At 38.2% G+C, this 24,236-nt stretch carries 21 protein-coding genes; 14 read left to right on the top strand and 7 right to left on the bottom strand.

Annotated features, from left to right (window positions below; translation table 11 throughout):
* Positions 1–167: 167 nt before the first annotated feature.
* Together SB028_RS09100 and SB028_RS09095 are read right to left on the bottom strand one after the other, a co-directional pair.
* On the bottom strand, positions 168–1,379 hold the full coding sequence (locus tag SB028_RS09100; RefSeq protein ID WP_069369205.1) for an ROK family transcriptional regulator: 1,212 nt from the start codon (positions 1,377–1,379) through the stop codon (positions 168–170).
* Positions 1,380–1,507: 128 nt separating this feature from the next.
* Positions 1,508–2,422 (bottom strand): LysR family transcriptional regulator, encoded by a 915-nt coding sequence (locus tag SB028_RS09095; protein WP_069369206.1) that lies wholly within the window; start codon positions 2,420–2,422, stop codon positions 1,508–1,510.
* Between the two features lie 124 nt (positions 2,423–2,546).
* Here SB028_RS09095 and SB028_RS09090 point away from each other — a divergent pair, with 124 nt between their 5' ends.
* Entirely contained in the window at positions 2,547–3,833 is a 1,287-nt protein-coding gene (locus SB028_RS09090) for an MFS transporter (protein ID WP_069369207.1), read from the top strand.
* A 535-nt stretch (positions 3,834–4,368) separates the two neighbouring features.
* The gene (gene tus, locus SB028_RS09085; RefSeq protein WP_069369208.1) at positions 4,369–5,298 is read left to right on the top strand and encodes a DNA replication terminus site-binding protein; all 930 of its coding nucleotides are present in this window, start codon (positions 4,369–4,371) and stop codon (positions 5,296–5,298) included.
* 8 nt (positions 5,299–5,306) lie between these two features.
* Here tus and SB028_RS09080 read toward each other — a convergent pair whose 3' ends face one another.
* Both SB028_RS09080 and fumC read right to left on the bottom strand, forming a co-directional pair.
* Positions 5,307–5,666, bottom strand: coding sequence for a hypothetical protein (locus SB028_RS09080; protein WP_069369209.1), 360 nt, complete (start codon positions 5,664–5,666; stop codon positions 5,307–5,309).
* A gap of 74 nt (positions 5,667–5,740) precedes the next feature.
* A complete protein-coding gene (fumC, locus tag SB028_RS09075) occupies positions 5,741–7,138 on the bottom strand; it encodes a class II fumarate hydratase (protein ID WP_069369210.1) in 1,398 nt (465 codons plus the stop codon).
* Positions 7,139–7,708: 570 nt separating this feature from the next.
* On the opposite strand from fumC, the gene SB028_RS09070 reads away from it, so the two are divergent.
* On the top strand, positions 7,709–9,394 hold the full coding sequence (locus tag SB028_RS09070) for a YdgA family protein (RefSeq protein WP_069369211.1): 1,686 nt from the start codon (positions 7,709–7,711) through the stop codon (positions 9,392–9,394).
* Positions 9,395–9,493: 99 nt separating this feature from the next.
* On the opposite strand, the gene SB028_RS09065 is transcribed toward SB028_RS09070, so the two are convergent.
* Positions 9,494–10,462 carry a VWA domain-containing protein gene (locus SB028_RS09065; protein WP_128860533.1) on the bottom strand — a complete coding sequence of 323 codons (969 nt, stop codon included), beginning with the start codon at positions 10,460–10,462 and terminating at the stop codon, positions 9,494–9,496.
* A 663-nt stretch (positions 10,463–11,125) separates the two neighbouring features.
* Between SB028_RS09065 and add the strand changes: the two genes are divergently transcribed.
* Both add and SB028_RS09055 read left to right on the top strand, forming a co-directional pair.
* Entirely contained in the window at positions 11,126–12,127 is a 1,002-nt protein-coding gene (gene add, locus SB028_RS09060) for an adenosine deaminase (protein WP_069369212.1), read from the top strand.
* Between the two features lie 133 nt (positions 12,128–12,260).
* A complete protein-coding gene (locus SB028_RS09055; RefSeq protein WP_069369213.1) occupies positions 12,261–12,704 on the top strand; it encodes a hypothetical protein in 444 nt (147 codons plus the stop codon).
* A gap of 94 nt (positions 12,705–12,798) precedes the next feature.
* Here the strand turns inward: SB028_RS09055 and SB028_RS09050 are convergent, their stop codons facing one another.
* Both SB028_RS09050 and SB028_RS09045 read right to left on the bottom strand, forming a co-directional pair.
* Positions 12,799–13,788 carry a bile acid:sodium symporter family protein gene (locus tag SB028_RS09050; protein ID WP_069369214.1) on the bottom strand — a complete coding sequence of 330 codons (990 nt, stop codon included), beginning with the start codon at positions 13,786–13,788 and terminating at the stop codon, positions 12,799–12,801.
* Between the two features lie 22 nt (positions 13,789–13,810).
* On the bottom strand, positions 13,811–14,854 hold the full coding sequence (locus SB028_RS09045; RefSeq protein ID WP_069369215.1) for an oxidoreductase: 1,044 nt from the start codon (positions 14,852–14,854) through the stop codon (positions 13,811–13,813).
* Positions 14,855–14,985: 131 nt separating this feature from the next.
* Here SB028_RS09045 and SB028_RS09040 point away from each other — a divergent pair, with 131 nt between their 5' ends.
* The 9 genes from SB028_RS09040 (at position 14,986) to SB028_RS09000 (ending at position 24,054) form a co-directional block, all read left to right on the top strand.
* Positions 14,986–15,453 carry a DUF2569 domain-containing protein gene (locus tag SB028_RS09040; RefSeq protein ID WP_069369216.1) on the top strand — a complete coding sequence of 156 codons (468 nt, stop codon included), beginning with the start codon at positions 14,986–14,988 and terminating at the stop codon, positions 15,451–15,453.
* 94 nt (positions 15,454–15,547) lie between these two features.
* The gene (gene rsxA, locus SB028_RS09035) at positions 15,548–16,129 is read left to right on the top strand and encodes an electron transport complex subunit RsxA (RefSeq protein WP_069369217.1); all 582 of its coding nucleotides are present in this window, start codon (positions 15,548–15,550) and stop codon (positions 16,127–16,129) included.
* Positions 16,129–16,755: an electron transport complex subunit RsxB gene (gene rsxB, locus SB028_RS09030; protein ID WP_069369218.1), complete on the top strand. Its 627-nt coding sequence runs from the start codon at positions 16,129–16,131 to the stop codon at positions 16,753–16,755. Before rsxA ends, rsxB begins: the two co-directional genes overlap by 1 nt.
* Complete coding sequence (gene rsxC, locus SB028_RS09025) at positions 16,748–18,910, top strand: electron transport complex subunit RsxC (RefSeq protein ID WP_318860116.1); 2,163 nt, start codon at positions 16,748–16,750, stop codon at positions 18,908–18,910. The genes rsxB and rsxC overlap by 8 nt, the downstream gene beginning before the upstream one ends.
* A gap of 6 nt (positions 18,911–18,916) precedes the next feature.
* On the top strand, positions 18,917–19,993 hold the full coding sequence (rsxD, locus tag SB028_RS09020) for an electron transport complex subunit RsxD (protein WP_069369219.1): 1,077 nt from the start codon (positions 18,917–18,919) through the stop codon (positions 19,991–19,993).
* 16 nt (positions 19,994–20,009) lie between these two features.
* Positions 20,010–20,636 carry an electron transport complex subunit RsxG gene (gene rsxG / locus SB028_RS09015; protein ID WP_069369220.1) on the top strand — a complete coding sequence of 209 codons (627 nt, stop codon included), beginning with the start codon at positions 20,010–20,012 and terminating at the stop codon, positions 20,634–20,636.
* 1 nt (position 20,637) lies between these two features.
* Positions 20,638–21,342 (top strand): electron transport complex subunit E, encoded by a 705-nt coding sequence (locus tag SB028_RS09010; RefSeq protein WP_069369221.1) that lies wholly within the window; start codon positions 20,638–20,640, stop codon positions 21,340–21,342.
* A gap of 12 nt (positions 21,343–21,354) precedes the next feature.
* Entirely contained in the window at positions 21,355–21,993 is a 639-nt protein-coding gene (nth, locus tag SB028_RS09005) for an endonuclease III (RefSeq protein WP_069369222.1), read from the top strand.
* A 114-nt stretch (positions 21,994–22,107) separates the two neighbouring features.
* Positions 22,108–24,054 (top strand): exoribonuclease II, encoded by a 1,947-nt coding sequence (locus SB028_RS09000; protein WP_069369223.1) that lies wholly within the window; start codon positions 22,108–22,110, stop codon positions 24,052–24,054.
* The last annotated feature ends 182 nt before the right edge of the window (positions 24,055–24,236 follow it).

The following is a 24,236-nucleotide window of genomic DNA, read 5'->3' as shown; positions in this document are numbered from 1 at the left end:
TTTTTAGTTAATTGGTCAAAAATAGAGAATTCGTTAATGATCAATTGACGCATTTACGCTTGAAAAACACTTTTGTTACGGTTTTTTTACTTAATTTAGTGCGTATCAATCTTTGATGATCATGCATATTCAAATTAAAAATATTTTAGATAAGACTAAGTCTTTCTCTAGCCTTGCATCAACTCAATTAATAAAGAGCCATTGTAGAGGGCTTCTTTTACGAGCGAAGCCGCAGGCAGTGTTCCTTTGTTTCTTAATTCAGTTTCTTCAATAATTAAAGACTGAGCATAACGTGGCATGACATGGTGTTGAACTTGTTTCAAAAGCAAAGGGAAAAAAATGGATTTTGCCCGACAAAGCGGTGAACCAATTAATATTTTTTGCGGATTAAAGATATTAATCATGACTGCCAAAATAAAACCTAATCGCTGAGCGACTAAATTAACAATTTCAAGCGCTGGCTTATCGCCAACCAATATCGCATCACACAATGTTTCAACGGTAATTGGATATTTGTTTAGCAACGAAGTGGGATCTTCTTTAGCTAATAATTGAGCTTTCTTAATTAATTGAGGAATCGCAATTTCTGTTTCTAAACACCCTTTTGCCCCGCAATAACAGTTATTTTGAGAATCGATAACTTTTGTGTGTCCGATTTCAATGGCGCTATGACTGTTAGAATGTAACGTTTTTCCGTTATTTATCACGCCAGCACCCACAATATCATCAATAACAATTTGCAGAACATCTGACGTATTTTTTGCCGCACCATATAAAGACTCGGCCATTGTCCATGCGGTTACACTATGTTGTAAAAATACAGAAACCCCTGTTTTTTCATGGAGTTTATCGGCAAGTGGAATATCTTTAATATCATAATAAGGTGAGCTATAAATAACGCCACTAATGGGATCAACAATAGCATTTATTGTAATACTAATTGCCGTCAATCTTTCAACATGAGATTGATAACGCTCGAAGAATTTATCAATTGCAGCTAAAAAGTGATTAAGAAACTCATCACTGTATTCTTTGGGAAAATCGAACGTATCTTCAGTAACCAGTTTGCTGTCTAATTCTCTTAAACTAAAAAGCAAACTACCTTTATTGACCCGAATACAGAGAAATTGCCAGCCTTGGCTTTCTAATTTTAATCCAACAGCAGGTCTGCCACGAAATCCTACATCTGGGAACTCTGTTTCATGGATAAGGTGCGCTTCAACTAATTCTCGCGTGATCTTAGTAATACTTGCCGGCGCAAGCTCTGCCTTTTTTGATAATGAAATACGAGAAATGGGGCCATGTTCATCAATCAATCGAAAGACTGTACCAAGATTAAATTGTTTTACGTGATCGATGTGGCTAGGTTGGTTCCCCATTGAGTGTATCCTTAATTAAAGAGCCATAATTAATTCGAGGCTCCAAATAATTCATTACCGATTATGTCGTCAAATTGTGATAATTGTACAATACTTACATAAAAAGCGTGATCAAAAACACAGATAAATCAAGATTTTTGGTGATCTAAGATATTTTTTAGCAGCAATTGCGTTAATCGATTCGCCGCGGCTGGAATAGCCCGTTTATTATGTGAAACTAACCATACTTCAGAGAACGCCTGAGAATTTGCAAAGTGCAGATAATGCACCCCATCAACTTTCATTCGCGTAAATGATTTTGTCACAATAGAAATTCCAAGCCCAGCTGCAACTAACCCTAAGATTGTCATTGCCTCACCCGCTTCTTGCGCGATTGTTGGCGTAATTCCAGACAAACTAAGCAGTTGAATAATTTCATCATAAAGTGCGGTACCAACATCTCTTTCAAAAAAAACAAAAGGATATTGCCCAATATCTTGAATATTAACGCCTGTTTCTTTGTAAGCAAGCAGAGGGTGTCCCTCATAAACCGCCAAAATAAAAGGCTCTCGAAACAACAGCTGGTGGTGCAAATTTTCCGGTAATGTCGTGTTTCGCATGATCCCCAGATCAATTCTCCCCGTCAGTAACGGCGATATCTGTTGTTTTGTATTCATTTGATGCATATGAATACCCACTTCTGGGTAATTTTCTCTAAACTGTCGCAAACTTAAAGTCACTAAATGCATAAAAGGTGTTGTTGAAGTAAAACCAATTGAAATTTCACCTAACTCGCCTTTTTCCATTCTAGCTGCACGCGTTGCGGCTGCGTTGACCTGCGCCATAATTTGATACGACTCTTTTAAAAACATTTGTCCTGCGGGTGTTAATGAAACAGTTCGGTTAGTTCGCTCTAAAAGCCGAGCGCCTATTTCTCTTTCAAGTGATTGTATTTGTTGACTTAAAGGTGGCTGAGAAATATTTAATCTTTCAGCCGCTTTACCAAAGTGAAGCTCCTCTGCAACGGCAATAAAGTAGCGTAAATGCCTAAGTTCAATATTCATATTTCTCTCATATTATTATTGATATTTTAAAAGTCTTATTTCTAATGATTAATATATTAGACAAAAAAATCAAATATTTCTAACATTGACATAAATCAAATTTAAGTAATGGAAGTTAATCAAAATGGATACTCATGAAATAGACAGTAAAAATATGAGCTTAGGCACTGATATTTCAGACAATACATCTAGTATAGAAAAGCCTGCTCAACACCAATCTAACCCTAAACACTATATTCAACGTGATGATGCACTGTATATAAAAGTGACAGTGTCATTTTTTATGGTTGGTTTAGCGACATTTGCCTTACTCTATTTTGTGCAACCCATATTGCCAGTATTATCTAACGAATTTTCTGTCAGCCCTGCAACCAGTAGTTTAGCGCTTTCACTTTCAACCGCTTTAATGGCATGTGGATTATTAATTACAGGTCCACTTTCAGATGCCTTTGGTCGTAAAAATGTCATGGTTATCGCACTATTTTGCGCTGCATTTTTTACATTATTAAGTGCGACCATGAATAGTTGGACAGGTATTTTAATTACACGAGCTTTAGTTGGACTTTCACTAAGTGGCGTTGCAGCAGTGGCAATGACCTATTTAAGTGAAGAAATTCACCCTGCTTATCTCGCATTATCAATGGGTTTATATATTAGTGGGAACTCGATTGGAGGAATGAGCGGACGTGTTATTACAGGGGTATTAAGTGATTATTACTCTTGGCGTTTATCTGTTGTTATTCTGGGTATTTTTGCCCTTTTTGCTGCGATTACTTTCTGGAAAATATTACCTGCTTCACAGCACTTTAGACCGACCGCATTAAAACCTCGTAATCTTCTGATTACCACTAAATTGCATTTTAGAGATAAGGGGTTGCCTTTGTTATTTATTGAAGGTGGTTTATTAATGGGCGGTTTTGTCACTTTATTTAACTATATAGGCTACCGTTTATTAGATGCTCCCTATTCATTAAGTCAAACGACTGTGGGTCTGATTTCTATCGTCTATTTAAGTGGTACTTATAGTGCATCTAAAGCAGGTTTATTAACCACTAAATACGGGTTAGGTAAAGTCTTCATTGCTGGGATCTCAATGATGTTAATTGGCATATTGATTACTTTGATTGAATCACTACCTTTTATTTTTATTGGGATGCTTATTTTAACGACGGGGTTCTTTGCTGCACATGCAGTCGCAAGCAGTTGGGTAGGCCGTCGAGCTAAACGAGGAAAAGCCCAAGCCTCTTCACTTTATCTTTTTACTTACTATGCGGGATCTAGCCTTGCAGGCACCGTGGGTGGATTATTTTGGGTGAGTTTCGGTTGGCTTGGTGTCGGACTATTTATTGCCTTATTAATGACTTTTGCGCTTTTAATTGCATTGCGCTTAAACAGTACGCTTATAAATTAATTACCGACATCAATAAAAATTGATAGCCAGTTGATAATTAATAATATTGATTGCATTTTTCTCCTTTTTTAAGATGGCAATGACAAACCAACTATAAAGGAGAAAGATAATGAATTATTTTAAAAAGCTACTTATGACACTTTCTATTTCTCTTGTTTTACTCTCAACAACAGCTATCGCTTCTTCAGAATGTCCACCGACACATCCTAATTGTGGCGATGATGTATGGGTACAAAATCAATAAACACGGTATTTTTGATATTGTTGACTTGGAGTTTATTAACTAAAACTAGTCAAGTGGCTATTATGTTGATTTGTTAGAACCTTATTATATTTCTGCTTTTGAACATCGTTATTATTAGAGATTGTTCCACAAAACCGTAATAAGAGTCTATTTTCATGGTATACTGTATATAAAAACAGTATACCGTGTTTTTCGCATTTTCCCCTATCGAGCAATGTACTTTTCACTGAAGTTAATGTAGTGTTTTAAGTAAAAGCTAATTGTATGTTGTAACTAAATAAGGATATCAGAGTGAACAAGTATAATTTAATCGAGCAATTTAACCGTTGCTTTAAACTGTTAGAAGCAGAAATTGAAACGTTATCGACTTCGCTTAGAACGTTAACTTTACTGCCATCTGTTGTATTTGAATTACCTGATGTAAGTAAAGAAGAAGAACACGATGAAGTAACTTACGTTACAGTGTCACCAAGTTACAACGAAGATGCGCTGGATCTTTCCTTAAAACTTATAGCCAACTTGTTTATTTATGACAATGCCCCACACATCAGTAGTAAACGTGCTATTCGTTTACCCGGTGTACTCTGCTTTAGTACGGATAACCACACATTTAAGTCTGTAAAAAAACAAATTGAGCAAATAAATTTATTGAAAAAACAGCTTTCCAATATTGTCACTAAAGAGTCAGGTATATCAAAGGAAGAACGGTTTGATTTCGTCCACAACCAATTAAAAGGCTTAATTACACTCAATGCTTATCGTACCCTCACCCTACTGTCTGATCCAGATACAGTACGTTTTGGTTGGGCTAATAAGAATATTATTAAAAATCTAACGCGTAACGATGTTCTGTCTCAATTAGAAAAAAGTCGTGAAGCCAATCGTGCTGTCCCTCCCTATACCCGTGAACAATGGGCTGAACGTCTCGATAAAGAGATCATCACGCTTTCTCAGTTACCTGAAAATGCAAAATTAAAAATAAAGCGCCCTGTCAAAGTACAACCTATTGCACGTGTTTGGTATTCAGAACAACAAAAGCAAGTGCAATATGCGTGCCCCTTGCCTTTATTCGCTTTCTATATTGATAAAGAAAGCGACTTTAAACCAGTTATAGGCGAACTTCCTGATTATGATGCCGACAACATTCAAATTCGCCATCGCCCTAAAGCTAAAAAGCTACAATTAATTATTCCAAGAATGCATTTGTATCTTGAAAAATAGAGAACTTGTTATTTTTCAATCAGTTTAATTGAGCTTCCTAGAAGAATTTGCTGAAGATAATCATTAAGCTGAGCAAAGTGGTTGTCTTCAATATCTAAATGGATTGTTATCACCAACGCGTTTTTTAATACAAAGGTAATATTTTTTCGATCTAGGGTGATTTTTTCGAGCATATTAATGGCTTCAATATCAGATAAATAAGTCATTAAACCAATTGAATTATCAATATCTTCATCTTCTTCATCAAATCTTGAAAGAATAATGAAATGCTCAGGAGAAACAGCATCATCCCCTATTCCGATAATGGTGACATCATCTTCAACATAGCAATTGACTTCTGTCGCAGTAAACGTAATTTCTTCAGTCATTATTTTTCCTATAAGATCTAAAAATCCCGCCATTAAGCGGGATTTAATATTGGCGAAATAAGTGTATTTAACACTTATTTTTTCATGCTACCAACCATATCTTCTGGACGTACCCAGCTATCGAATTCTTCCGATGTCAGGTAGTTCAGTTTCAGTGCAGATTCTTTCAGTGTTAAGCCTTCTTTATGCGCTTTCTTCGCAATTTCAGCTGCTTTATCGTAACCGATATGAGTATTTAGCGCCGTCACTAGCATTAATGATTCATGCAGTAGTTTATTGATACGTTCACGATTTGGCTCAATACCAATTGCACAGTGCTCATTGAAACTACGCATACCATCAGCCAGTAAGCGGACTGATTGTAAGAAGTTATCAATGATCATTGGACGATAAACGTTCAGTTCAAAGTTACCTGATGCACCACCAATATTAATAGCAACGTCATTACCCATAACTTGAGCACATAACATTGTTAATGCTTCACATTGTGTTGGGTTAACTTTACCTGGCATGATGGAACTACCTGGTTCGTTTTCTGGGATAGCGATTTCGCCAATACCACAACGAGGACCAGATGCTAACCAACGCACGTCGTTAGCGATCTTCATTAATGATGCGGCCAACCCTTTTAAGGCACCATGTGAATGGACTAATGCATCACAAGTTGCTAATGCTTCAAATTTATTAGGCGCCGTTACAAAAGGCTGACCTGATAATTCAGCGATACGTTTAGCAACACGAACAGCATACTCTGGATGGGTATTTAGCCCTGTCCCAACAGCTGTCCCCCCTAGCGCTAATTCACAAACATGAGGAATTGAATCATCGATATGTTTGATGTTGTGCTCAAGCATAGCCGCCCAACCAGAGATCTCTTGGCCTAACGTCAGCGGTGTCGCATCTTGCAGGTGAGTACGACCAATTTTAACGATGTCATGGAAAGCTTCTGCTTTCTCTTTGAATACTTTCAATAATGATTTTAATTCTGGCAGTAAATCCTGACGTAATGCAATAACAGCAGCAACATGCATGGCCGTTGGGAACACATCATTTGAACTCTGACTTTTGTTAACATCGTCGTTCGGATGGATTTTGCGTTCCATGCCACGAATACCACCGAGTATCTCACTACCACGGTTCGCTAACACTTCATTCATATTCATATTTGATTGAGTGCCAGAACCGGTCTGCCAGATTGCTAATGGGAATTCAGTTGGATGTTTACCTGCCAGCACTTCATCTGCAGCGGCGATAATTGCATCAGCGCGTTCTTTGGGTAATAAACCTAAATCCATGTTAACACCCGCGGCGGCTTTCTTCGTGATAGCAAGCGCGTGGATAAGTGCAACAGGCATTTTTTCAACTGAAATACGGAAGTGTTCAAGAGAACGCTGCGTTTGAGCTCCCCATAACTGGTCAGCGGGTACTTCGATTTGCCCCATTGAGTCTTTTTCAATGCGAGTGGCTGCCATTTCAATCTCCTTAAGTACACAGAATAATTGATTAATTCCGGATCATTTTCTAGTAAATAACTCGGATGCCAATATCATGCCATAAACAGAATAATAAATATGAGAGCTAAAGCGAGCTTATGGAATTTATAACAGAATGAAATCTGTTGATTTTTTTGAAAAATACAGTTAGCAACCCTATTTTATTGCCAATGCTATTATTTAAGCTTTCATATTTATACCCATACTTATTATGAGCCTTTATTATTCATCATAAATAGAATTACATCACAATTAAATATTGTCTAAATCTAAAAATGAGTAAGAAAAAAGAATTTTAATCTTGCGTTAAATTATCTTATAAATCATATTCATTTTGCTTTAAACTCATTATGTTAGCGATTAAATAAGTAAGTTCTGATTGCGATTTTATTCCACTAAATCTATATTTACGGTTAATATAGATGGCGATGTATATATGTGGATTGTCTATATTTAAATTTATCACTAATTTAACGGGTTGTTTAAGGGTTACAAAAACAGCCTTTATAACGTACATCGCCAGATGTACACAGAGGATGGACTAGAATTATGAAGAAATCGCTTGTCGCTGTTGGTGTTATCGTCGCACTTGGTGTTGTTTGGACGGGTGCGTCGTGGTACATGGGCAGCAAAATTGAAAGTCGCTTACAGGAAGAAACGAAATTAGCGAATGAACAATTGGCGCAACTTGCTAAAAATGCACAGTTTGATGCTGATGTTAAACTTGAAATTCGTGACTATAAGAAAGGGGTTTTCACCTCTAATGCAGACTTTGCTGTCGTGATTTCGCCAGAAGCTAGTGATGCAGACCAAGACAAAAAAGTAGAAGAAATTGTCTTCTCTACAGATATTGACCATGGTCCATTCCCTCTTTCTGATCTGGCTAAATTTAATCTGGCACCAAAATTAGCAGCGATGAATAATACATTGGTTGAGAACAACTCAACAAAAGAGTTATTCAAACTGACTAAAGAAAAATCTATTTTTAATAATCACGCCTCTTTAGCGTTCGATGGTTCAGTATCCGGTACCGCAACACTAAACTCTATCGATTTTGCTGAAAACGGTGGTACGGTTAAAACGACACCTATCACTGTTGAGTTCTCATCAGACAAAGATGCAACAAACTTTGCAACCAAAATTAACGGTGATCAAGTTGTTGTGACTAAAGATAATGATGAAACCTTCACAATTAAAAATATCTCTGGCTCTATTGTTGGAACGAAAGTTAATAACGATCAGTACCTATTTAATGAACAATTGTTAAATTTTGCTGAAATTGCACATACCAGCAAAGACAAAGCATCTGATTTCTCACTAAAAGATTTATCTCTGACAACAAAAAGTGATATCAAAGATAAACTCTTTAACATTTCTCAAGTTTATTACTTTAAGTCACTGAATGTTGGAGGACTCGAATTTGGTGCAGGTAAATTTGGCTATTCAATTGATAAAGCAGATCCTGATGCCATGTTGTTATTAACCAAAGTTTATAACAACTCATTATTACCATGGAATAAAAAACATTTTGACAATTCAGAAATCGTTGAACAAGCCGTTCGTGATGTTCTGGAAAAAGGCTTAGTTTTCCGTATTGATGAAGCTTCTTTAACAAATAAAAGCGGTGCAAGCAAGCTAACCTTTAACTTAGACTTAAATGCGTTTAACGTTAAAGTATTAGAAAATGAAGAGAAATCACCTGCCGAGTTATTTAACTCTCTGTTTAAAAACATCGATTTCAATATTGATTTATCTCTTCCAATGTTAGCTGAATTCCGCAACACCACTCAATATCTTGATGCGGCTCGTTACCAAGAAACCGCATTAACAGATGAAGAGAAAAAAGAAATTGAAGCAGCAACTGCTGCGGATATTGAACAGTTAAAAACAGAGTTACAGCAAAATATTAATCAAATTTCTCAAGACGAGAAAGATGCATTACCTCTGATGTTACTTGCACAAGATAGTAAAGCATTAAGTATGAAACTGAACTATGCCGCTGATAAGTTTACTATGAATGGTAAAACTTATACTTTTGATGAGTTTATGGAAGTGACCCAAGCGCCTCAAATGTTAGGTTTAGCAGCGATGTTATTTGGTATGGGTGCATCATCTTACGATTACGATGATTCTGACTATTCAGAAGAAGGTTATCAAGAAGAGATGACTGAAGATCCAGCAATTATCGAAGAGCAAGACATTTTAATTCCTGAGCAACCCGCACAAGCTCAATAATTAATCTTTTGTTAGAACGATAAGTTGTTCGTTAAAGCAATAAATAAATACCCCATCTGTGAATAACACAATGGGGTATTTTTTTAGCATTGTTTTTAATTAACAATCGCAGTCTTTAGTTGGAATATGATGATTGTTTCCCTCTTCTTTACAACAAGAATCAATGACTTTATTAATTATTTCGGCAAGCGTATTTACTGTTGAAATAATAGAACTGAGCTGTGCACACACCTGATTACAGTCAGGTGCTTTTTTATTCGGCTTAGGAATGTTCGGTAACGTCAAGCTATCACAGAGTATTTCTTGTAATACTAATGAGAACTGTGCAATCCCGGTCGTATATATATATGAACGCCCGCCTGTCTGTTTCGCTAAGCGCTCATATTCTTTTGTAATACTATCTCTATCAGCAATACTTGGAAAACGATCTAAATTCGTTATCTTATCGTCAGGCGTTCCTTGATAAGTGTACACTTTAACTTTTTCATTTTGAGCCACAGCGATCGCTTCATCATTTTTTCTAACCGCCTCATTTGTAAGAACACCACCGCCTCCTTCCATCCCTTCATCACCCAGCACAAAAATAGCGCGACGAGCACCATCACGCCAATCAAAATACTGACTTAAGTCAATCACTGCACGACATAAATCCTCTCTATTACCTGCATGATCACGTCCATCAGCCTCTTTAAAGGGTTTTCTTGCCTGTAAGCGACTTTCAGGAACTCCTAGTGCTTTTAAATAGTCACTGACTGATTGATCAAATTTAGTCTCTTCCCATGTCCCTTCTATACCTAAAAAGGTGACTCTCAGTTTTGATGGGCATTTTTCAAGTGCAGCTTGTATTGCGTCATCCACTTCTTTACTTAAGTCTGACGATTCATCAGCCATTGAACCACTGGTATCAATCACGACAACTAAATCCAACGCAATTACACCATCACCAGTAACCACTTGTGATCCATAAGTAAGATTGTTTGCAGATGAAGGTGGAAGTATTTGGGATATTAATGAGTGCTGTACTTTATTATTTGTTTTTTCAAAACCAAAATCAGAATTCTCATTCATGTTTATATTCCTTAATTTTAAATAATTAGATATTTATTAAAAATCATTATGCAAATAATGGCATTCAGTTGAATATATCTATTGGACAGCAACCTATTATGACGTTAATTCCCTATTCTTTATTCCTCATTTAATAAAAGAGATATTCTATTTTTTAGTTTTATTTTTATAAATAAATTTAAGTACAAACAAACTTTGTTAGTTTTATAAAAATAGTTTTTTCATTTTTATCTACGCATTTTCATCTTGGATAAATAAGCCAACTGTTAAATAAAATTATAACAAAATGATATTTCAGATCTTTTTCACCCCCCCTTCCTCCGCAAACCTATCAAAATAATTGATAGAATATTTCAATTATGATGATAAAGCTTTTTTAAACGTAATATTTAATGTATCAATTTGCTTGATAATACACTTCAATTACATTGAATATTGTAGTTAATAAATAAACAGTTCTTTTTTCTATTTTTTGTTTTTTAACTTAAAAACAAGAAAAAACTGTATTTTTAGTTTTAAAAATAACCAATTTAAGTTTATTTATTAGTGAACAAAATAAAAATCAGTCATAATAATCTGCAACTCATTTATATTTACCCGATTATAAGAAAATCACTATAAACGATAGATTTTCATTATTTCTATTAAAAAGGAAAATAACACGTGATTGACACACAGTTGCCTTTAACCGACTTACATCGCCATTTAGATGGTAATATTCGCCCTCAAACTATTTTAGAGCTAGCAAAGCAACATAATATTGCGCTTCCCGCTTATGAATTAGAAGCATTGCGCCCTCATGTACAAATTACAAAAAATGAGCCAAGTCTTGTTAGCTTTTTACAAAAATTAGATTGGGGTGTAGCGGTTTTAGCAGATTTAGACGCATGCCATCGTGTTGCTTATGAAAACGTGGTGGATGTCGTTAATGCAGGTATCGATTACGCTGAACTGCGATTCTCGCCTTATTATATGGCAATGAAACATCAATTACCGGTTGAAGGTGTCGTGGAAGCGATTGTTGATGGTGTACAAAGCGCACTGCAATCACACGATGTAGACATTCGTTTAATCGGCATTCTAAGCCGTACCTTTGGTGAAGACGCCTGCCAACAAGAATTAAATGGCTTACTAAAACATCAAGATAAAATTACAGCACTTGATTTAGCTGGTGATGAATTGGGTTTCCCAGGTCATTTATTCCAACCTCATTTTAATCGTGCTCGTGATACTGGCTGGAATATTACGGTTCATGCTGGTGAAGCAGCGGGTGCAGAAAGTATTTGGCATGCAATTAAAGAATTAGGTGCTAGTCGCATTGGTCATGGTGTTAAAGCCATTGAAGATCCTCGTTTAATGGACTACCTTGCCGAGCATCAAATTGGGATTGAGTCTTGCTTAACGTCGAATATTCAAACCAGTACTATCAATACGTTAGCAGAGCACCCTTTAAAAACATTTTTAGAGCATGGCATTATTGCCTCTCTTAACACCGATGATCCTGCGGTTGAAGGTATTGAGCTAAAACACGAATATACCGTTGCAGCACCTGCTGCTGGATTAACACAGGAGCAAATCCGCCAAACGCAAATTAACGGTTTAAGAATGGCATTTATTAGCCAAACAGAACGTGATGCATTAATAAAGAAAGTAAGCTCACGTTAAATTTTCATCGTTTTTGGATTAAAACCATCTGTTTATCAGGTGGTTTTTTTATTTATTGAAAATGGATGGAATTATTAATAACTTTTAGACTAAAATTAATTTCAAAGCGTTATTTGAACATTAAGGAAAAGCTATGTGGAATATCCATCCGACAAGAGGTCAATATATATTATTAGCACAATATCTATCGCCACTTGATGCCTCTATTGAAGCGGGTCTTCTTCAATCAGAAGGTATTGATGTGCTCCTTTTAGATGAAAATATTGTTTGGAATAACCAAGTGTATGCTCAAGCGACTGGAGGGGTAAAATTACTCGTTAACTATAAAGAATTTACGCAAGCACAGGCAATACTCAATGAACTTTACCAAGGTAAATATACCATTAACGATCAGCTAGAACCCATCGACTGTGAATTAAAGATTGATGTGAAAAATAATAAATCCGACTATTTAAATATGGGATTTGTTTTCTTAATTTATTTTTTATTCGGCCTACCGCTTCCATTTAAATCTCAATCTTCTTTATTGACAGACGAAAAAGAAAATAATAAAAGTCATGATTATCATAGCAAATAAAAAAGCACCGATAAAAATTAAATCGATGCTTTTCTTATTTATTTTATTATCAATATTTGATTAATATTATTGATTATCCACCAGCTTAAATACGTTATTTCTTACCCGCTTCTTTAGCCTGATTAGCGTAGCGTTGTGCTAACACAGCACAAACCATTAACTGGATCTGATGGAAGATCATTAATGGTAATAACATTATCCCAACAGTGGCAGCAGGAAATAACACATTCGCCATAGGTACACCATTTGCTAAGCTCTTTTTAGAACCACAAAAAACAATCGTGATTTCATCTTCTTTATTAAAACCAAGCAATCTTGCACTGTACACGTTCACAAAAATAACAATTGCTAATAGAATACAACTCACTACGGCAATCATTAATAGCGACCAACCGTCAATTTTATGCCAAATCCCTTCCACAACCGCCTCACTAAATGCCACATAAACCACCAGCAAAATAGAAGAACGATCTGTTCTATTAACTAATTTTTTATGCTTATCGACCCAGCGACCAATTAAAGGGCGTGATAAGTGACCAATAATAAAAGGTACCATGAGTTGCAATAAAATTGATTGGATCGCCCCTGCTGTATCAAAATCATTGGCTGAACCTTGCGTTTGCATTAAAAAACCGACTAATACCGGTGAAAGAAAAACACCAAGAATACTGGATGCAGATGCACTACAAATAGCAGCAGCGACATTTCCGCCAGCAACAGAAGTAAAAGCAATAGCTGATTGAACGGTTGCGGGTAGCGCACAAAGATATAAGAACCCCATATAAACCGTTGGAGACATCCATTCAGGCACAATAACTTGTAATCCGAGTCCCAAAATAGGGAAAAGAATAAAAGTACTGGCAAATACAGTAAGATGTAAACGCCAATGCCCAAGCCCTGCCAGTATTGCCTCTCTAGACAGCTTTGCACCATGCAAGAAGAACAGCAATGCTATTGCAGCCGTCGTAAGATATTGGAATAGAACTTTGATATCACCTTGTGCGGGCAGTAATGTTGCTAGCGTCACCACACAAATCATAATCATGAGAAAAGGGTCAAGTTTTAGTTTTTGCCACCAAGACATTAGATTTAGCGCTCCCTTCTGCCTATAACGTAATAGTTTGCTTTAAACGATTAGATATTTCGCCAGCTTCAATCAAACGCATAATGGCTGTTGCTTGTATTGGTGTAACGGGATTTTCTTCACCCAATGTAATTGCGCGATAAATTTGTTGATAGTAAGCAGGATAATTACCCGAAAGTGTCGCGAGTGTGGTTGTTTCTAACTCCCCAGACTCTGATAGTATTGTTAATTCACCATCACTATTATCCATTCCCCAATTATAAGTTTGATTAGGGCGATAACCGGCTTTTAAGGCATCTTCTTGCGTATCTAAACCATACTTAACATAACTTCCTTTTGTCCCATGAATAGCAAAAATAGGTGTTGGAGACGCGACTAACATAGAAGCATGAAGAACAACTCTGAGATTGTCATATTCTAGTAATGCATGAAAGTAATCGGCATTTTTTGCATTAGGGCGTAATTGAGCAATATCAGCAGTAATCGCTTTGGGTTCCCCAAATAGGCAAATCGCTTGGTCAAGAACATGAGGCGCGAGATCATACCAGAGCCCCCCTCCAATCCCTGCATCTTCTCGCCAACGTTGACGTACAGTCGGACGAAAACGGTCAAAATGCGCTTCATATGCGCTGATCTCTCCCAAGGTTTTATCTGCTAAAAGCTTTTTAACGGTTAAGAAACCAGAATCCCAACGGCGATTATGAAAGACGGAAAGAAGCTTACCAGCATCTGTTGCTTGCTGAGTCAATTTTTCAGCTTCTTCCAGTGTCAGGGTAAATGGTTTATCAACAATAACATGTTTACCTTTTCCCAAAGCCTGTGAAGCCAGTGAATAGTGAGTATTATTCGGTGTTGGAATAATGATTAAGTCTATTGAGGGATCATTAATAAGATCTTGAGGGTCTGCATAAATCGTTATGTGCGGAAAATCTTGTTTAACTTTATTTTCATCTGAGCTTGAAATTGCACTAAGATTTAAGCCTTCGGTTGTTGTTATTAGCGGAGCATGAAAGGTTTTACTTGCATACCCATACCCGATAATTCCAACATTGAGTTTAATTGCCATAACCCTATCCTATTTTTATCTGTTTTTTTATTAACAAAAATCACTTTCACTTTTGTAGCTAAATAAATAATAACAAAGTTTGTGATAATATCCCGTTTAGTTCTATACATACGAGTAGGAATAATTAATTAATGAAATGTGATCTCAACGCAAACACACAGAATAACCTTTCAGGAAAAGCGCCTATTACAGGGTGGTTGCTTGCGCCATTGGCTTATATGATCTTGTCAGTTATTGGTTCTGGGTTGATGTCTGTTCTCTATGTTATTAAATATTTTTCAGACTTTTCGATCCTCCACCAGCTTCCTTTTCATTTGATATCAAGTTGGTATCTTTCTGCGTTAACAACGTGGGTAATGTTTAGCTTTACGCTTTATCTACTCCGACAATTTTTTTATCGTGCTAAAAACTTTCCACGCCTATTTGTTTTTTGGTTGCTTATCAACTTACTCTTAGCCATTAAGAGCTTTGGCTTTGCGCCTGTTGACGACCAAACCGCATTACAATCTCTTCTATGGTCTGTTTTCTCGACTGCCTGCTTTGTGCCTTATATCAAGTACTCTAAACGTGTTCGTGAAACTTTCACACAAGTTCGATAACTTCACACCTTTACCCTTGATATTATATACGCTTGTTTAGCCTCTTTATTTCAGGAGGCTTTTTGTTTCTCTGTTTAACAATTTTGGCATAACAATGACTGATTACTTACTTCTATTCGTCGGCACCGTATTGGTGAATAACTTTGTACTCGTCAAATTCCTTGGATTATGCCCATTTATGGGTGTATCAAAAAAATTAGAAACTGCGATTGGTATGGGATTTGCGACAACCTTTGTTATGACCATTGCCTCGATTAGTTCTTGGCTGATGGATAGTTTTATTTTAGTCCCTTTGGACTTACTTTATTTACGCACACTCAGCTTTATTTTAGTTATTGCAGTAGTTGTACAATTCACTGAAATGGTCGTAAGAAAAACAAGCCCAACACTCTATCGTTTATTAGGGATCTTCTTACCTTTAATTACCACAAACTGTGCCGTATTAGGTGTGGCATTATTAAATATCAATCAAGCCCACACGTTTATGCAATCTGCCGTTTATGGCTTTGGTGCAGCCGTTGGTTTTTCTCTTGTCATGGTATTATTTGCCGCTATTCGAGAACGCTTAGCCGTTGCCAACGTACCGGCACCCTTTAAAGGTGCTTCAATTGGTTTAATTACTGCTGGTTTAATGTCTCTCGCCTTTATGGGTTTTAGTGGTTTGGTGAAACTGTAATGAATTCTTTATGGATAGCAATTGGTGTACTGGGTGCACTAGGTCTTATCTTCGGGCTAATTTTGGGATATTCCTCACGTCGTTTTAAAGTGGAAGAAGATCCTATTGTCGAAAAAATTGACGCAATATTACCGCAAAGCCAATGCGGACAATGTGGCCATCCTGGGTGTCGTCCTTATGCCGATGCTGTTGCAAACAATGGTGAGATGATTAACCGTTGTGCGCCAGGTGGCGAACAAGTGATGTTAAAAATAGCGGAATTGATGGGTGTTGACCCTCAGCCACTAGAGGGTGACGAAGAAGCATTGAACCCAATTAGAAAAGTCGCCGTAATTGATGAAGATAATTGCATAGGATGCACCAAGTGTATTCAAGCGTGCCCAGTTGATGCCATTGTGGGCGCAACACGCGCTATGCACACCGTTATTGAAGACTTATGTACGGGATGTGACTTATGTGTTCCTCCTTGCCCTACTGATTGTATAACGTTAGTTCCTGTCAAAGTGACCACCTCAAACTGGAAATGGGATTTAAATACAATCCCTGTAAAAAACATTCCGGCAGAACCAGAAGAAACACCTGAAGATGAACCGTCCTTAAAGACGGAGGATAATGCTCATGTTTAATCTCTTTTCGTTATTTAAAAAAGATAAAATCTGGGATTTTAAAGGCGGTATTCATCCTCCTGAAATGAAATTACAGTCAAGCCGTACACCGATGCGTATAGCGCAATTACCAGAAAAAGTAATTATCCCTATTCATCAACACTTAGGTGTACCAGGTCAACTTTGTGTCAACGTAGGTGACCATGTATTAAAAGGCCAGCCCTTAACAAAAGGGATTGGTAGAACATTACCTGTACATGCCTCTATCTCTGGTATGGTAACGGCAATAGAACCTTTTCCAAGTGCTCACCCTTCTGGATTACCTGAAATTGCAGTAAGAATTCAATCTGATGGCAAAGATGAATGGCGAAAAAAATCCCCTATCATTAATTACCAATTGGAAAGCAGAGATACGTTACTTAACCGTATTCATGAAGCCGGTATTGCGGGATTAGGCGGTGCAGGGTTCCCAACTGCATCAAAATTAAAAGGGGGTGGCGACCTTGTAAAAACACTCATCATCAATGCGGCTGAATGTGAACCTTATATCACAGCAGACGATCGATTAATGCAAGAGCATGCTGATGAAGTGATTGCTGGGTGTCAGGTCTTAATTCACCTTATCTCTCCGGATGAGGTGCTAATTGGTATTGAAGATAATAAACCTGAAGCTATTGAGTCATTAAAACACGCTTTAAGTGCAGTACCTGATGAGAAACGTATTTTCATTCGTGTGATCCCAACAAAATACCCATCAGGGGGCGCTAAACAACTCACTAAAATCTTAACGGGTAAAGAAGTACCATCAGGGGGGCGTTCATCTGATATCGGCGTGTTAATGCAAAATGTGGGGACGGTTGTCGCCATCAAACGTGCCATTATTGATGATGAGCCATTAATTGAACGTGTTGTCACTGTCACTGGAAACGGTGCGAAAACACCGGGTAATTTTTGGACTCGTTTAGGGACACCTATTTACTCATTGCTAAAACAAGCGGGTTTTGTAGCAGGCTCTGAACAAATGGTGATTATGGGGGGGCCATTAATGGGCTTTACCTTACCAGACTTAAATGCCCCTGTTGTTAAGATAACCAACTGCCTACTTATCCCTTCAATTGAAGAGATGGATACAGATAACCTTGAAGAAGCCTGTATCCGTTGTGGTCATTGTGTAGATGCTTGCCCTAGTGGTTTATTACCTCAACAACTTTACTGGTTTAGTAAAGGTAAAGAGCATGAAAAAGCACAACAACATAATTTATTTGATTGTATTGAATGCGGTGCTTGTGCATTTGTTTGCCCTAGTAATATTCCGCTAGTTCAATACTATCGCCAAGAAAAAGCAGAAATCCGTGAAATTGATGCGGAAGCAAAACGCGCAACTGAAGCAAAAGCACGTTTTGAAGCTAAGAAAATACGTATGGAGCGTGAAAAACTTGAACGCGAAGCAAGACATCAACGTGCTGCTGTAAAACTTAATGATGAAGATCACGGTGAAGTTCAATCTGCACTTTCTCGTGTAAAAGCGAAACAAAGTATCGGCAAAATTATTTCTGTTAAAGCGGGCGAAGAGCCTGATAACGCAGCCGCTATTGCCGCACGTAAAAAACGTAAAGAAGAAGTCAGAGCAAAACAAGCCGCTAAATTAGCACAGCAAAAAGCACAAGAAACATCAAGTGAAAATATAGCGAGTGAGCGCGAAGATGCGGATCCACGTAAAGCTGCTGTTGCTGCCGCCATTGCCAGAGTAAAAGCGAAAAAAGAAGCTCAGCAAGCTTCTCAAGCACCAACCGCAGAAGCACCAGCTCAAGATGTTGAAGCGGAAGATGTCGATCCACGTAAAGCTGCTGTTGCTGCCGCCATTGCCAGAGTAAAAGCGAAAAAAGAAGCTCAACAGGCTTTTCAAGCACCAACCGCAGAAGCACCAGCTCAAGATGCTAAAACGGAAGAAGTCGACCCACGTAAAGCTGCTGTTGCTGCCGCCATTGCCAGAGTAAAAGCAAAAAAAGAAGCTCAGCAAGCTTCTCAAGCACCAACCGCAGAAGCGCCAGCTCAAGATGTTGAAGCGGAAGATATCGATCCACGTAAAGCTGCTGTCGCTGCCGCCATTGCCAGAGTAAAAGCAAAAAAAGAAGCCGAACAACGTCGAGCTAAAGAAGAAGTTACCTTGGATTAATCACAGATGAAATTCAGACCAATACAAAATAACAATAGTAAATTAAAAATTGCGAGTTCACCTTTTACGCATAACCAACAATCCACCAGCCAAGTGATGCTATGGGTAACATTAGCCGCACTACCGGGGATCTTAAGCCAAATCTATTTCTTTGGTTTAGGCACTATTTACCAAATTGTGTTAGCGATTATCGTGGCTCTTGTCACTGAAACACTCTGCGTAAAGCTCAAAAAAGAAGATCCCTTACTTTACCTAAAAGACAATTCAGCGCTGTTAACGGGTGTATTGCTTGCCATTAGTATTCCGCCTTTAGCCCCGTGGTGGATCATTGTTTTAGGTACTTTCGTCGCCATTGTTATCGCAAAACATATTTATGGTGGCTTAGGACAAAATCCATTTAACCCTGCTATGGTGGGGTATGTGGTTTTACTGATCTCTTTCCCCGTACAAATGACATCTTGGATGCCCCCTGTTGAACTACAAGCTGTCTCTTATAATGTCATGGATAGTTTAAGTATCTTCTTTACAGGGCAAACATCATCTGGCGTAACACTTGAAGATTTAAGACGCTCTGTTGATGGCATTACACAAGCAACACCGCTTGATAGCTTTAAAACTGGCTTACTCACTCATCCTATTGATGAAGTCTTAGCGACTCCTATTTTACAAGGTGAATTTGCCGGTATTGGTTGGCAATGGGTGAATGTAGCTTATTTATTTGGTGGATTAATCCTGCTCTATAAACGCATTATTAGCTGGCATATCCCTGTTGCGATGATTTCTGTATTAGCGCTCTGTTCGGTTATTAGCTGGGGTATTGATCCCACACGTTACTCACAACCGCTATTACAGATTTTCTCTGGAGCCACCATGTTAGGCGCATTTTTTATTGCTACTGATCCGGTTAGTGCCTCAACAACGCCTAAAGGCCGTTTAATTTATGCGGGAATGATTGGTTTATTAGTTTGGATTATTCGTGTTTATGGCGGATATCCCGATGCCGTCGCTTTCTCTGTATTACTTGCCAATATCGCTGTACCTCTTATTGATAGCTATACACGCCCTCGTGTTTACGGGCATTAATACCAAGGAGAAAATGATGATCGAAATCTTAAAACGCCATGGACTCACATTAGCTATCTTTGCAGCTTGTACGACGGGTTTAACTGCTGTGGTCTATCACCTCACAGAAAATACCATCGCAGAACAAGTGGCTTTAGAGAAACAAAAACTATTAGATCAAGTGATCCCCCAAGCAATGTATAACAATTCACTTTCCAAAGATTGCTATCTTCTTACGGCGCCTGAATTAGGTAATACCAAGCCCCATAAACTGTATGTTGCCCGTTTAGACGGTAAACCTGTTGCTGCTGCGTTAGAATCTACTGCACCTGATGGCTATTCAGGTGCCATTGAACTTCTTGTGGGCGCCGACTTTAAAGGCAATGTCCTTGGGGTACGTGTAACGGCTCATAATGAGACGCCAGGGTTGGGAGATAAAATTGAAACACGTATTTCGGATTGGATCACAACACTGAGTAATAAATTCATTTCCAGTGAAAACGATCCGCACTGGGCAGTAAAAAAAGATGGCGGAGATTTTGATCAATTTACGGGTGCGACGATCACCCCTCGCGCTGTTGTCAACTCATCAAAGCGTACTGCATGGTTAATACAATCTTTACCAGAGAAACTCGATACACTCTCTGTCTGTGAGGCAAATTAATATGAACTCAATTAAAGAGCTCTTTTCTCAAGGATTATGGAAAAATAACTCGGCTTTAGTGCAATTACTTGGGTTGTGCCCTTTACTTGCTGTTTCCTCAACAGCAACAAACGCCTTAGGCTTAGGTATTGCGACAACATTAGTCCTATTTTGCACCAATGTCGCCGTTTCTAGCTTACGTCGTTGGGTTCCCTCTGAAATTCGTATCCCAATTTATGTTATGATAATTGCGTCAGTCGTCAGTGCTGTGCAATTACTGATCAACGCATACGCCTATGGCTTATATCAATCTTTAGGGATCTTCATTCCCTTGATCGTCACTAACTGTATTGTTATTGGTCGTGCTGAAGCTTTTGCCGCTAAAAATGAAGTTTTTCCTTCTGCTATTGATGGTCTAGCAATGGGATTAGGTGCAACTGCCGCACTCTTTGTTTTAGGTGCTATACGTGAAGTGTTAGGTAACGGGACATTATTTGACGGGGCTGATTTGCTATTAGGTGAATGGGCACGAGTATTAAGAATTGAGATAGTACATTTAGACTCTCCTTTCTTGCTTGCCATTTTACCACCGGGTGCTTTTATCGGTTTAGGCTTTATGCTAGCAGCAAAATACCTCATTGATGAAAGACAGAAAAAACGCAGCGCTTCGACAACGAAAACTTACGAAAAAGCACAAGGCTGTGGTAGTCATATTGTTAAAAACTAATTTGTGAGCATAATGAATCAAGCAAAACGTATTGAAATTCTAACTCGGTTGCGTGATAACAATCCGCAACCAACGACAGAGCTAAAATTTGACTCTCCGTTTGAACTATTGATCTCCGTATTACTCTCTGCACAAGCCACCGATGTGAGTGTTAATAAGGCAACAGCTAAACTCTACCCTGTTGCCAACACACCACAAGCAATGTTGACTTTAGGCGTCGATGGTCTTAAGAAATACATTAAAACCATTGGTCTATATAATACTAAAGCTGAAAATGTCATTAAAACATGTCAAATTTTAGTCGATAAGCATAACAGTGAAGTTCCTGAAAACAGAGAAGCACTCGAAGCCTTACCTGGCGTCGGTCGTAAAACTGCCAATGTTGTTTTAAACACCGCATTTGGCTGGCCAACCATCGCTGTCGATACACATATCTTTAGAGTGAGTAATCGCACAGGGTTCGCCCCTGGTAAGAATGTCAATGAAGTCGAACAAAAACTCTTAAAGGTTGTTCCGGCAGAATTTAAAGTTGATTGTCACCATTGGCTTATTCTTCATGGTCGTTATACCTGTATTGCACGAAAACCACGGTGTGGCTCTTGTATTATTGAAGATCTTTGTGAATTTAAAGAAAAAACAGATCCTGAATAATTTTTTACCGATTTGTCTGTTTTTCTGATGCAATATTACTTGCGTCACTACACACAATCGAATAAAACTATTGCCCACTTTTTATTATTAAAACTGCCGACTTTCCGGAAAAATATGTTTCAAGACAATCCGCTGCTTGCACAGCTAAAACAGCAACTCCATGCCCAGACACCGCGCGTGGAAGGCCTTGTAAAGGGAACAGATAAAGGCTTTGGCTTCCTTGAAGTTGATGGTCAGAAAAGCTATTTTATTCCCCCTCCGCAAATGAAAAAAGTCATGCATGGCGACCGAGTTATTGCTGCCGTTCATACCAATGGCGATAAAGAATCGGTTGAGCCTGAAGAATTAGTCGAACCTTTCTTAACGCGTTTTGTCGGTCGTATTCAGAAAAAAGAAGGTGATAATCGTCTGTGGATAATCCCAGATCACCCTCTTTTAAAAGATGCTATTCCTTGCCGTCCAGCTCAAGGCTTAACACATAGCTTTGTTGATCAAGATTGGGCTGTTGCCGTAATGCGTCGACACCCACTTAATAAAGGTGATAAAGGATTTCAGGCAGAAATAACCGACTATATCACGGATAAAGATGATCACTTCGCGCCGTGGTGGGTGACCTTAATGCGTCATCAACTTGAACGTGATGCGCCTGAAATGGGGAACGAAGCGCTAACATTACATGACGTTTTACCTCGCGAAGATCTGACTTCTCTCTCCTTTGTCACTATCGACAGTGCATCAACAGAAGATATGGATGACGCGCTCTTTATTCGTAAAGAAGAGAACGGTCAATTAACGTTATTTATCGCCATCGCCGATCCAACGGCTTATATTCTGCCAAACAGTGAATTAGATAAAATTGCTGCACAACGCGCGCTCACTAATTATCTACCGGGATTTAATATCCCGATGTTACCTCGCGAACTGTCAGATAATCTCTGCTCATTACGCCCTAATGAAAAACGCCCTGCATTAGTTTGCCAAGTCAATATCACTGAAGATGGTAGTTTACTTGAAGATATTCACTTCTACTCTGCCTGGGTAGAATCAAAAGCTAAGCTGGTTTATGACAACATTTCAGATTGGTTAGAAGATGAAAATTCACAATGGCAACCTGAAAATGAGATGGTTCATAAGCAAGTCATGCTATTAAAAGAGATGTGTGAAAAACGTCATGAATGGCGTGAAAAACATGCTCTGGTCTTTAAAGAACGTCCTGATTACCGTTTTATTCTTGATGATAGTGGCAATGTTTTAGATATCGTTGCTGAAAAACGCCGTATCGCAAACCGCATTGTTGAAGAAGCAATGATCACTGCCAATATCTGTGCCGCAAAAGTATTGGCGAAAAACTTAGGTTTTGGCGTTTACAACGTTCATACCGGTTTTGATCCACTTTATATCGATCAAGTTGTACAAACCTTAAAAGATAACGGGATTGAAACGACGTCTGAACGTTTATTAACACTCGAAGGTTTCTGCCAATTGCGTCGTGAACTCGATAATCAGCCAAATCAATTCCTTGATAGTCGTATTCGTCGCTTCCAAAACTTTGCTGAAATCAAAGCAGAGCCTGGACCTCACTTTGGTTTAGGGTTAGACGCTTATGCGACATGGACTTCACCAATCCGTAAGTACAGTGATATTTTAAATCACCGTTTGCTCAAAGCGATTATCAGCAAAGAAAGCGCTGAGAAACCACAAGAAGAAGATGGTATTCGTATTGCGGAGCGTCGTCGAGCTAACCGTATGGCGGAGCGTGATGTGGGTGATTGGTTATATGCACGTTTCTTAAAACCTTTTGCAGGCACTGAAACACCATTTAATGCAGAAATTATCGATATTACTCGTGGTGGTGTTCGTGTTCGTCTCGTTGAAAATGGTGCGGTTGCCTTTATTCCTGCGCCATTCTTACATGCCGTACGTGATGAAATCCAATGTAGCCAAGAAACAGGCACCGTCATTGTGAAAGGCGAAACAGCTTATAAACTTAATGATATCATTCCTGTTCGCATTGAAGATGTAAAACTAGAAACACGTAATATCGTTGCTCGTCCTATCTAATAAGACTTAAATCGGTGTACAATAGAGCTGATAGTTCACTTAGAATTATCAGCTTTTTTATATCTTTAATGTCTAGTCAAACCTAGCGATAAAAGAAAACCTTAAAAAAGGAAATGTTTTTATGATGCATAGGTGATTTTTTTCGCATCATAAATTTAATAACGAATAAATGGATTAACTCA

The organism is Proteus vulgaris (assembly GCF_033708015.1).
Taxonomy (GTDB): domain Bacteria; phylum Pseudomonadota; class Gammaproteobacteria; order Enterobacterales; family Enterobacteriaceae; genus Proteus.
Note: the sequence above shows the minus strand (reverse complement) of the source record. Positions and strands in the feature narration are given on the sequence as shown.

Bases quoted from the DNA above. Each gene is read 5' to 3' on its own strand.
- SB028_RS09100 (WP_069369205.1), bottom strand. From the start codon at position 1,379: ATGGGGAACCAACCTAGCCACATCGATCACGTAAAACAATTTAATCTT.
- SB028_RS09095 (WP_069369206.1), bottom strand. From the start codon at position 2,422: ATGAATATTGAACTTAGGCATTTACGCTACTTTATTGCCGTTGCAGAG.
- SB028_RS09090 (WP_069369207.1), top strand. From the start codon at position 2,547: ATGGATACTCATGAAATAGACAGTAAAAATATGAGCTTAGGCACTGAT.
- SB028_RS09080 (WP_069369209.1), bottom strand. From the start codon at position 5,666: ATGACTGAAGAAATTACGTTTACTGCGACAGAAGTCAATTGCTATGTT.
- fumC (WP_069369210.1), bottom strand. From the start codon at position 7,138: ATGGCAGCCACTCGCATTGAAAAAGACTCAATGGGGCAAATCGAAGTA.
- SB028_RS09070 (WP_069369211.1), top strand. From the start codon at position 7,709: ATGAAGAAATCGCTTGTCGCTGTTGGTGTTATCGTCGCACTTGGTGTT.
- SB028_RS09065 (WP_128860533.1), bottom strand. From the start codon at position 10,462: ATGAATGAGAATTCTGATTTTGGTTTTGAAAAAACAAATAATAAAGTA.
- SB028_RS09055 (WP_069369213.1), top strand. From the start codon at position 12,261: ATGTGGAATATCCATCCGACAAGAGGTCAATATATATTATTAGCACAA.
- SB028_RS09050 (WP_069369214.1), bottom strand. From the start codon at position 13,788: ATGTCTTGGTGGCAAAAACTAAAACTTGACCCTTTTCTCATGATTATG.
- SB028_RS09045 (WP_069369215.1), bottom strand. From the start codon at position 14,854: ATGGCAATTAAACTCAATGTTGGAATTATCGGGTATGGGTATGCAAGT.
- SB028_RS09040 (WP_069369216.1), top strand. From the start codon at position 14,986: ATGAAATGTGATCTCAACGCAAACACACAGAATAACCTTTCAGGAAAA.
- rsxA (WP_069369217.1), top strand. From the start codon at position 15,548: ATGACTGATTACTTACTTCTATTCGTCGGCACCGTATTGGTGAATAAC.
- rsxB (WP_069369218.1), top strand. From the start codon at position 16,129: ATGAATTCTTTATGGATAGCAATTGGTGTACTGGGTGCACTAGGTCTT.
- rsxC (WP_318860116.1), top strand. From the start codon at position 16,748: ATGTTTAATCTCTTTTCGTTATTTAAAAAAGATAAAATCTGGGATTTT.
- rsxD (WP_069369219.1), top strand. From the start codon at position 18,917: ATGAAATTCAGACCAATACAAAATAACAATAGTAAATTAAAAATTGCG.
- rsxG (WP_069369220.1), top strand. From the start codon at position 20,010: ATGATCGAAATCTTAAAACGCCATGGACTCACATTAGCTATCTTTGCA.
- SB028_RS09010 (WP_069369221.1), top strand. From the start codon at position 20,638: ATGAACTCAATTAAAGAGCTCTTTTCTCAAGGATTATGGAAAAATAAC.
- nth (WP_069369222.1), top strand. From the start codon at position 21,355: ATGAATCAAGCAAAACGTATTGAAATTCTAACTCGGTTGCGTGATAAC.
- SB028_RS09000 (WP_069369223.1), top strand. From the start codon at position 22,108: ATGTTTCAAGACAATCCGCTGCTTGCACAGCTAAAACAGCAACTCCAT.